Here is a 7034-nt window from a genome sequence, read left to right as displayed (position 1 = left end):
TTCTCCCGCGCGGTGGCGCCGCACAGCCCCGCGCGGTGGCGCAGACGAGCCCGCGTCCGAGCACGGCGGTGTCCCAAAGCGCCACATGGCGACGCAGCCCACATGAACCACGTCCGTGTGCACGCGCCCCACACGCACCACGCCCGCGCGCGGACGCGTCATGACGACGCTTCCGGGCGCGGGCGTGGCCGCCGGTCAGACCGCGATCTCGTACAGGTCTCCGTACACCCGCCACCGCAGCGGTGGGTCCAGATCGAAGTTGCGCGCCGCGAGGAACACACGCTGGGCGTCGTTGACCCGGCTCTCGTCCTCGTGCGCCTCCTCGTTCTCCATCAGCGCCACCCGCGCGTCGAGGAACGCGCCCAGGTAGGCCGCCTCGTCGCCTCCGCGCGCGGGCGGGGCGGCCGCGGCGGCCGCGGCGCGGCGGAGCTTGGCCAGGCCGTTCGCGCCGTGCATCACGATCGCGTCGTAGTAGATGAACTGGCCGAGGACCCGCAGGCCGTCCTGTTTGGCCTGGCTGAGCGCCGGGTTGAAGTACATCCGGTCGCGCTCCGCGTCCTGGGCGGCCCGGAACGCGGGATCGGCCGCGGCGGCCTTCCAGGCGGCGGTGAAGTTTGGGTCGAGCCCCGTGTGCGCGGCGCTGCCGTTGAGCCGCTTGAGCGCCGGCAGGTACCCGGCGAGCTTGTTCCCCGGCACCGCGTTTGTGTAGCGCTGGATGACGGCGCGCATGTCGCCGGTACCGCTGCAGAATCCCACGATCCCGCCCGTGTACCCGCGCCCGTCGTGAATGTCCTCGATGTAGCTGTACTGCGCCGACCAGTCGAGCGTCGAGTTCTCCGCGCTGGACACGAGCCGCATCGCGATTTCCTTCTTCTGCGGGTCCGACAGGTCCCCGCGGATCTTCTGGTTCGGCCCGATGCGCACGGAGCGCCGCCCGTCAGGGCTCGGCGGCACCGTCGCGTCGTTCCCGGGCGTCGGCCCGACCGCCGGTGAGGCCTGTGCGGCCGTCGCCCGCGGCGGCCCGCCGTCCCCGGCCTCGGGCGCCCGAACGGCAAGCGATGCCATCGCGAGCGAAGCCACAATGAACGCCGCGACACCAAGCCCACGGCGCACCGAAAAACGCGGCACTCAGTCCCCCTCCCCGCCGGTTCCGACCGGACGTGACCGCAGCACTCAGTCCTCCTCCCCCTCGACCTCGGCGGCCCGCGATCGCAGCACCGACGAGTACGACGCCGCGTACAACACGGCCGTATGCTCCGAAACCTGATGCCCGGGCGCGTGCGGCACCTGCGCCACCCCTCGGCTCTGCGCGCCCCCGTCCCCCGCCGCCCGCTCCCGCGCGGACGCGCCGGAGCGCCCGCCAGGCGCCCCAAGGTCGTCCTCCCGCGCGGACGCGTCACCACCGTTGCGCCGGGGCCTGAAGTCGTCACCCCGCGCGGACGCGCCCGAGGCCGAGCGCGCAACGCCGAAGCCATCCCCACGCGAGGACGCGCTCGCACCACGGTTACCGGCGCCGACCTGGCCGTCGCGCCCGGACGCGCTTGCACCACGCACCGCGGAGCCGAACGCGCTTGCACCACGCACCGCGGAGCCGAACGCGCTTGCACCACGCACCGCGGAGCCGAACGCGCTTGCACCACGCACCGCAGCGCCGACCTGACCGTCACGCGCGGACGCGCTTGCATCACGCGCCGCGGAGCCGACCTGACCGTCACGCGCGGAAGCGCCTACACCGCGCGCCGCGGAGCCGACCTGACCGTCACGCGCGGACGCGGCGGACTCGAGGCCGGGCGCGGACGCGGACAGAACCGACGCCGGCGTGGGCGTGGCGGGCTGGGACGGGATCGGGGCGCTCGCGCCGGCCGAGCCCGCCCGGTGGAGTTTGTGCCACCGCAGCCGGGCGCCGGTCAGGGCGGTACCCAGGGACTGGATGAGGACGATGTACATCAGCTGGCGGTACACGAACTGCTGGAGCGGCAGCACCCACAGGGGCCGCAGCTTCTCCTTGTCCAGGCGGAACGCCACGATCGCCGTGAGCAGTTGCATCGCGAACATCGCCACCCACGCGATCGTGGTGATCTTCCAGCTGGCGAAGAACAGGCCGTACACGAACAGGATGTCGATCAGCGGGGCGAGCAGCGGCAGGGCGATGCCGAAGAAGGCGATGAAGGGCAGCCCCACGCGGCCGAAGCGACCGGACGGGCCGCTGTCCACGATGGACCGCCGGTGCTTCCACATCGCCTGCATCGTTCCGTAGCTCCAGCGGTACCGCTGCAGCCACAACTGCCGCAGGGTGCTCGGGGCCTCGGTCCACGCGCGGGCGCGCTCCTCGTAGACGACCCGCCAGCCCGAACGGCACAGCGCCATGGTGGCGTCGGTGTCCTCGGCGAGCGTGTCGTGGCTGATGCCGCCGATGTCGCGCAGGGCCTGGCGGCGGAAGGCCCCGATGGCGCCGGGGATCGTGGGCATGACCTGCAGGAGGTCGTACAGCCGGCGGTCGAGGTTGAAGCCGATGACGTACTCGATGTGCTGCCACCGCGCGACGATCGACTTGCGGTTGCCGACCTTCACGTTGCCCGCGACCGCGCCCACGGTGGGGTCGGCGAACGGCTGGACCAGGTGGCGTACCGAATCCGGCTCGAACACTGTGTCGCCGTCGACCATGACGATGAGGTCGTGCCGGGTCAGGGCGACGCCGACGTTGAGCGCGTTCGGCTTGCCGCCGTTGGGGATGCGCACGACGCGCACGTTGGGCAACTTCAGCGCCGCGACCAGCTCGGACGTGTTGTCGGTCGAGCCGTCGTCGACGACCACGACCTCGATGCCGCCGGGATGGTCGCCACCCGCGAGGGAGCGCACGGCGGCCTCGATGCCCTCCTTCTCGTTGTACGCGGGCACGACTACCGACACCGGCTCGTCGACCGCCGGGCCCCACTGCCACGTCTTCGCGCGACGCTTCCGCGCGTGGCGGCCGGCGAGCAGGAACAGCGCGACCGTGCGCCCGATCGTGAGGATGCCAACGATCAGGAAGAGCACGCGCAGCAGTTCCATGATCCAGTCGGCCACGGAGACGGACGTGACGAGCGCGAGGGCGCGGCGCTGGTCGGCCGGGTCCGCCGGGGACTCCAGCGCGATGCTCTTCCCGGCGAGGGCCTTGGTGAGGCCGCCGGAGATGGTCGTGAAGGTGTACCCGCGCTGCTGCATCAGCGGGATGAACCTGTCGAGCGCCTCGACGGTCTCCTTCCGGTCGCCGCCCGCGTCGTGCATGAGCACGATCGAACCCGCGTCGCCCTCCGGCGTCGCGCCGCGCACGATCGCGTCGACGCCCGGGCGGCTCCAGTCGCGGCTGTCGGTGTCCGTCATGATCGACAGGTACCCGAGGCGTCCGGCGTCCTTGATCAATGGCCAGTTCGCGTCGTCGATCGCGTCGGCGCTGGAGGAGTACGGCAGGCGCAGCAGCGCGGATTTCTGCCCGGTCGCCTTGATGACCGCGAGCTGGGTCTGGGAGTACTCCAGCTCCCGCTGCCACTGCGAGAGCTTGTCCAGGCGCGGGTGCGTGAAGCTGTGGATGCCGATCTCGTCGCCTCCGCGCGCGAGCTCGGCGACGATGTCGGCGTGCCGGGTCACCTGGGTGCCGACGACGAAGAACGTCGCGTTCACGTTGTGCCGGCGCAGCACGTTCGTGATCTGCGGCGTCCACTCGGGGTCGGGCCCGTCGTCGAACGTGAGCGCGATGGTCTTGGCCGGCAGCGCGTACGAGCGCACCTGGTTGTTGCGCGTGTCGATGATCGGGCCGCCGTCGATGACCTGCTGCGGCACGGTGGACTGGCGGCCGGCGTTCTCGCTGTGGTCGGGGTGGAACTCGGCGTTGACGTACGCCTCGACGAACAGCACGCCCGCAAGCATGCTCAGCAGGACGATGCCGAAGACGAGGCGGGCGAACGAGAAACGCCTCTTCCCGCCGTTCGCGGCCTTCCGCCTGCGAATCACGCCAGGCCCAGGCTCGCCGTGACGCTGGGTGTTGCGGCGGTACCGCCCGAGCCTCCGTCGCCGCCACTCGCGCCCGGGGCGACGGACGTCGTGACGGAGACCCCGATCGATGTCTCCCCGACCGGCACCGCGCCCGGCGTCTGGCCCGCCCCCGACGTCACGCCCGGTAGCGCGGTGCCCTCGCTCGTCGGCGTGGGCGCCGCGGTCTTCGTCGGGTCCGCGGTCGGCTGCCGGGTCTTCGTGGGCGTGGGCGGCGGCTGGGTGCTCGGCTGCGTCGTGGGCGGCGCGTCGGTGGCCTCCGCGGGCGGCGCCGTGGTCGTGGCCGCACCCGGGCCGGGCGCGGTCGCGGTCGGCACCGGGAGCACCTCACTCTGCGCCGGCTGGCCCGCCGTGGTGATCTTCTTCGCCGTGGTCACGGCGGGCGGCTTGGCGGCCGGCGTGTTCTTGCTGCCCGGCTGGGCCGCGGGCGGCTGCTGGTCGAGCACCGGCAGGTTGTTCACCAGCTCCGGGAACGGCAGCAGCTGCTCAGGCTTGAGCGGGCCGCCGGCCAGGCTTGTGGCCACTAACGCTCCATAGATGAGCGTCGCCGCGCCGAGCGCGCCGAAAGCAATTCGGATTCGCCTTCCCCGCCGACCCGAGGCATCGACGAATACCGGGGACGAATGATCATCCCTGGCGATGATCTGAGTGGCTTCATCCGAGGAAGGGGTTTCGACTGACACCGCGCAAACATAGGGTGAGCGGCCGACTTAAGCCGCAGTAAAAACGTCAAAGAATGGCCGTAACCAAATCGGCCGCCGCGCTAGCTGGTCATATTTGTAGCGCTCGGTGGTAATTCACCCGATGGGATTCACCCTCATGACCGACCTCGTTCGGCATTCCTCATCAGTACCTCACCCGGGGACAGGGCCGTTCGGTGGAGCCTGTTCCGGCTGTTCAGCACCCTCTCGTGCGACCACCCGTCGGGTGACCCTCCAGGCCCGCCTGACCGGTCGCGCCGGTCACGATCACCGTCGGCCGCGTCCGCGCGGACGCGGCGTCGGGGCCCGGCCGCCCGGCCCTGGACGTCGGGGGCGCGGCTGCCCCGCCCGGAACGCCGCTCAACCTCGGGGGCCACCCGCCCCGCCCGGAACGCCGTTCAACCTCGGGGGTCGCCCGCCCCGCCCGGGACGCCGGGGGCCGCCCGCCCCGCCCGGGGCGTCGCTCAACCTCGGGAGCGCGGCCGCGCGATCGTGGCGATGTGCTCAGCGGCTCTTGGTGGCCGCTCGATGGGCTCGCTCGACCGCCGCGGGCAGCGCCGCGACCAGGGCGTCCACGTCCGCCGTGGTCGACGTGTGCCCCAGGGTGAAGCGCAGCGAGGAGCGCGCCCGCGCGTCGTCGGCGCCCATGGCCAGCAGGACGTGCGAGGGCTGGGCCACGCCGGCCGAGCATGCGGAGCCGGTCGAGCAGGCGATGTCCTGGGCGTCCAGGAGGAGCAGCAGCGCGTCCCCCTCGCAGCCGGGGAAGGAGAAGTGCGCGTTGCCCGGCAGGCGGTCGGTGGGGTCGCCGTTGAGGATGGCATCGGGTACCGCCGCGCGGACCCGCTCCACCAGGGCGTCGCGCAGGCGGCCGATCCGCTCGGCGGACTCGCGCTGGGTCTTGACCGACAGCTCCAGGGCGACCGCGAAGGCGACGATGGCCGGCACGTCGAGGGTGCCGGAGCGTACGTCGCGCTCCTGACCGCCGCCGTGCGCCAGCGGCGTGCAGTCGACCTCGCGGCTGAGCAGCAGCGCGCCCGCGCCTATGGGGCCGCCCAGCTTGTGGCCGCTGACGGTGAGCGCGGCCGCGCCGCTCGCCGCGAAGTCGACGGGCACCTGGCCCACGGCCTGCACCGCGTCGGTGTGGAAGGGCACGCCCGCGCGGGCGGCCAGCTCGGCCAGCTCGGCGACGGGCTGGACGGTGCCGACCTCGTTGTTGGCCCACATCGACGTGACGACCGCGACGTCGCCGCCGGCGAGGGCCTCCTTCAGCGCTTCCGGGTGTACGCGCCCGGACGCGTCGACCGGCAGCCAGGTGACCGCGGCGCCCTCGTGGGCCTCCAGCCAGGCGACCGAGTCGAGCACGGCGTGGTGCTCGACCGAGCTGGCGATCACCCGGTTGCGGGCCGGGTCGGCGGTGCGGCGGGCCCAGAAAACGCCCTTGACCGCGAGGTTGTCACTCTCGGTGCCGCCGCCGGTGAAGATCACCTCCGAGGGCCGGGCCACGAGCGCGGCGGCGATCCGCTCGCGCGACTCCTCGACCCGGCGGCGGGCGTGGCGGCCGGGGGCGTGTAGCGACGAGGCGTTGCCGACTTCGCGCGCGGTGGCGACGTAGGCGTCGAGCGCCTCCGGGAGCATCGGCGTGGTGGCGGCGTGGTCGAGGTACGGCATCGGGGCCAAGCCTAACGGCCGGGCACCCCTTACCTCCCGGCCGGTGGGCGGCGACCACCACGCTCCCGCGTGCGGCGGGCACACGGGAGCACCGCCCGTGACGAACGCACCCCACGTCGCGCGGGCGCGGGCGGTCCATCGATTCGGAACAATCCTGGTGGCGGCCCGTGGACCCCGTCGAGACCCGCCGTGGGCTGGTCACGCAGCGTAAGGCGGTACGCGACCATTCTCGCAACCTGAAGAGATTTTCGCGCCGGGTGCATCCACGGCGCCCCCGCGCGACGAATGCTTGATCAGGAACCTGCCCCTGTGACTGCGATAGCGTCAGGACGTGCCCGTGCGATGGTGGCGACCGTGGCATCCGGGTGGGCCCCGGTGAGTGCCGGGCGCCCGCGCGGCGACGACGGGTTCGCCGAGCCGTCTCGCCCCGAGGACGGCGGAGCCTTCCGGAAGCGCGATGAAGCGGCGGCCCGCGACGGGGGCACCGAATCGGGCCGGCCCGGGGACGGCGCAGCGTTCCGGGACCACAGCGAAGCGGCAGCCCGCGACGGGGGCACCGAATCGGGCCGGCCCGGGGACGGCGCAGCGTTCCGGGACCACAGCGAAGCGGCAGCCCGCGACGGGGGCACCGAATCG

5 protein-coding genes are annotated in these 7034 nt (G+C 72.8%); 1 reads left to right on the top strand and 4 read right to left on the bottom strand.

The window, feature by feature from the left end:
* Nucleotides 1-195 precede the first annotated feature (195 nt).
* The 4 genes from AB0B76_RS04610 to AB0B76_RS04595 all read right to left on the bottom strand — a co-directional run bounded on the left by AB0B76_RS04610 (nucleotide 196) and on the right by AB0B76_RS04595 (nucleotide 6398).
* Nucleotides 196-1065, bottom strand: a complete 870-nt coding sequence (locus tag AB0B76_RS04610; RefSeq protein WP_360369284.1) for a chitosanase — start codon at nucleotides 1063-1065, stop codon at nucleotides 196-198.
* A 108-nt stretch (nucleotides 1066-1173) separates the two neighbouring features.
* Nucleotides 1174-3990, bottom strand: a complete 2817-nt coding sequence (locus AB0B76_RS04605) for a glycosyltransferase (protein WP_360369282.1) — start codon at nucleotides 3988-3990, stop codon at nucleotides 1174-1176.
* Entirely contained in the window at nucleotides 3987-4553 is a 567-nt protein-coding gene (locus AB0B76_RS04600) for a hypothetical protein (RefSeq protein WP_360369279.1), read from the bottom strand. The genes AB0B76_RS04605 and AB0B76_RS04600 overlap by 4 nt, the downstream gene beginning before the upstream one ends.
* A 681-nt stretch (nucleotides 4554-5234) precedes the next feature.
* Nucleotides 5235-6398, bottom strand: coding sequence for a cysteine desulfurase family protein (locus AB0B76_RS04595; protein ID WP_360369276.1), 1164 nt, complete (start codon nucleotides 6396-6398; stop codon nucleotides 5235-5237).
* 342 nt (nucleotides 6399-6740) lie between these two features.
* Between AB0B76_RS04595 and AB0B76_RS04590 the strand changes: the two genes are divergently transcribed.
* A partial coding sequence (locus AB0B76_RS04590) for a hypothetical protein (protein ID WP_360369273.1) occupies nucleotides 6741-7034 on the top strand: 294 nt, incomplete at its 3' end.

This window comes from Dactylosporangium sp. NPDC049140 (assembly GCF_040648435.1).
Note: the sequence above shows the minus strand (reverse complement) of the source record. Positions and strands in the feature narration are given on the sequence as shown.

What these genes read in the sequence shown, in the direction of transcription:
- AB0B76_RS04595 (WP_360369276.1), bottom strand. Translation starts at nt 6,398, where the DNA reads ATGCCGTACCTCGACCACGCCGCCACCACGCCGATGCTCCCGGAGGCG.
- AB0B76_RS04610 (WP_360369284.1), bottom strand. Translation starts at nt 1,065, where the DNA reads ATGGCATCGCTTGCCGTTCGGGCGCCCGAGGCCGGGGACGGCGGGCCG.